This is a genomic window from Deltaproteobacteria bacterium (genome assembly GCA_005879795.1).
GTDB lineage: Bacteria > Desulfobacterota > Binatia > DP-6 > DP-6 > DP-6.
In genome coordinates this window covers 1-2,750 of record VBKJ01000254.1, presented here as the reverse complement: position 1 = coordinate 2,750, position 2,750 = coordinate 1, and the positions used below count along the sequence as shown (strand labels likewise).

At 72.8% G+C, this 2,750-nt stretch carries 2 protein-coding genes; both read right to left on the bottom strand.

From position 1 onward, the window contains the following. Positions 1-2,395: hypothetical protein (locus E6J59_19750; GenBank protein ID TMB15770.1), on the bottom strand; the 2,395-nt coding region annotated here is incomplete at its 3' end. Then, a partial coding sequence (locus tag E6J59_19745; protein ID TMB15769.1) for an SWIM zinc finger family protein occupies positions 2,382-2,750 on the bottom strand: 369 nt, incomplete at its 5' end. The genes E6J59_19745 and E6J59_19750, both read right to left, overlap by 14 nt.

The following is a 2,750-nucleotide window of genomic DNA, read 5'->3' as shown; positions in this document are numbered from 1 at the left end:
CCTGCAGGCGCTTGGCCCAGCGGGCGCACTTGATGGGGTAGATCAGCTTGTCGGCGCGCAGGGCCTGCAACAGGTCGCCGCTTTGGCCGATCATGGCATGTCCCAGGGCAGCAACGCCGGCCAGCTCGGCGCCCAGCAACGCCGCGAAGCTGTCGCCGAGCTCGTCGGCCTTCGCTCGGCCGTCGTCGATCGTCTGGATGAGTATGTCGGTGGCGAGACCACCCTCCGCGGGTGCCTTGGACGCGAGCGCCGCCGCCAGCAGCCGGCGCGCGTTGCGCTCGAGCGCGACGTCCGCGCGGAGCAGAGGCTCGAGGTACACGCAGTTCCACCACAGCGCCTGCGACCACTCCAGGTTGCAGATGATCGCCGAGCCTCCCGCCCGGAAATAGTTCTCGAGATCGGCAGGGAAGACCGTCACGACCCAGCGCATGGTGAGGGTCTCGTTCCGCCTGCGCTTGCTGTTGTCCCAGTCGACGTTGAGCATGATGTCGTGCCGAAGCAGATCGAAGCGCGACGCCAGGCGGTCGGACAGGCGGGCGGCCTCGGCCGCGAGCCACAGATCGCTCGCGGGCGCCTCCGCCGCGCGCGGTCCGCCCAGCGCGAAACGGAGGGCGGCGCCGTACTCGCCGGGGACGTCGGCCGCCAGGGCCAGGCCACGCGGCCGCCCGTCGCGCGCGATCCGGAGCAGGGACTGGACCGCGTCGAGCGGATCCGGCACCGCCGCCAGCGCACGCTTTACCAGTACCTCGGGATCGATCCAGCCGTCCCGGTGGGTGGGGGTCGCCAGGAGCGTCGTCGGCCGTGCGGCCGCGGCTCGCAGCGCCACCTCCCGGATGCGCCCGGCAAGGAAGGTCCTCATGAAGCGCTCGGAGCGGGCGGCCCCGACCGCCTGATTGCCGCTCCACGCAAGCGCCAGCGTGCACAGGTCGCCGCGCAGGTCGTAGCCGCTGAAGGCGGGCCTGGGCTTCGGGCCGAGGATCGTGCCCGCTCGCTTCGTGAGCGGCTTGAGGCGCAGGCCGAAATCCGGCGGACGCTCTCCGCAGAAGCGCGCCACGCCGTCCAGGGCGCCTTCCATCTCGTCGGCGGCATCGAAGCGCTCGATGGCGCCGGCAAGGAGGTCGATGGCGTCGTCGAGCGACCGCGCGCGCCGGAGCGGCGCTTCGGGTGCTCCCGTGGGAGCGCGCGCAGCGGCCGGCGTGGGCTCCGCGCGGGCCGGCGCCGGCGGCTCGCCCAGCCAGTCGAGGAGCCGCGGCCGCAAGGTCGCCGCCGTGCCCCGCGCGCGGTCGCGCACCAGCTCGACGAACGCGCGGTCGTTCCGGTCGCCGAGCCTGGTGACGACGGCGATCGCGCGCGCCTGCACGTCCGCCGCGTCGTGCCCGAGCGCCTCCGCGGCCAGGATGGCCGTCTGGCGGGAGAGCCGCGGCTCCCGCGCCGCCACGCGCTCGGCGAGCGCCAGCGCGGCCAGGGCGGTCTTCTTCGCGCGCGCCTGGACCGCGGGGGCGATGTGGGCGAGCACAACTTCGGGCGGCAGCTCGCCGGCCCGCTCGACCGCCACCAGCGCATCCAGCGCGAAGGAGACCGTCGGAGGAATGCGGCTCGCGAGCAGCGCCAGATAGCGATCGAGACGGTCGACTCGCTCCGCGATCGACGGCTCGAGGTCGCGGTGCAGGTCGGCGAACCAGCCGGCCCGGTACTGGACGAAGTCCCGCTGCAGAGCATCCAGCGTCGCGTCGAGCAGGCGCGCCCGCGGGATCTTCCCCTCGGCGGCGCGCGCGAGGAGCGCCGTCGCCCACGGGCGGCCCTTGCTGAACCGGTCGAGGTTCATGAAGCTCAGAACGCTCGTCCCTTCGATTTCGAACAGGCGCCAGAGCTCGCGCTCGACGAACACGGTATCCGAGAGGTGCTGGTCGGGGCCTTTGCCGTCCGCGAGGAAGCCCAGGCACCAGCTCTCCGACGTCGGCCGTTGGCAGAGCCCGGCCATGACCAGGCGGTAGCAGAGAGGCCAGTGACGGACGCTTTTCGTCATCAACGTCTCTGCCAACCCGCTCAGCCAGGGAGGGCGGCGCTCGGCGAGCACCACGCTTGCCTGACCGTCGTCCGAGAAGACCTGGTCGTGTCGAGCGAGTTCGGACGGAGAGCCCGACGCGAGAAGCGCCGCGCAGGCGACCGCGTGCCGCGCGTACGCCGAGTGAGCCTGGGCGCGTGCATCGGCCACGGCCTGCCGCGAGACATTTATGACGTACCTGCTCAGATGGGCGCTCCAGTAGTGCTTCGCGAGGCGCAACGCCGTCGGCGCGAGTGCGCGCCGCTCCTTCTCCGAAAGGCCGCGCGTCGCCTCGAGCACGTCCTTCGCGCTCCCCTCGGCGACCAGCGCCTCGAGCTCAGCCGGCGTCATCCAGATCCGAGGCGAGCGAAACCGCGAGCACGTGCTTGCAGGGCCCGCGCTCGTTGCGGTGCTTGCCGTACCAGGCGCACGTGCACACGGCGCCCTCGTCGGTGAGGCGCACGCGGTGGACCACGTCGCCGCTGGTCACGCGAGCCTCGCCGGTGGAGCGCCGCAGCTCGACGGCGCCCAGCGCCACCAGCTTGCGCGCGGCGACCAGGCGCGGGTGCAGGGATTCGACCAGCTCGAGGTCGAAGGGCAGCGCGCGGTGGAAGTACGCGCCTTCGGCGAGATCGAAGCCGACCAGGCCGCGCGTGCCGAGCGCCGCCAGCGCCGCAGAGACCGCGCTCGGCGCCAGGGAGAGATC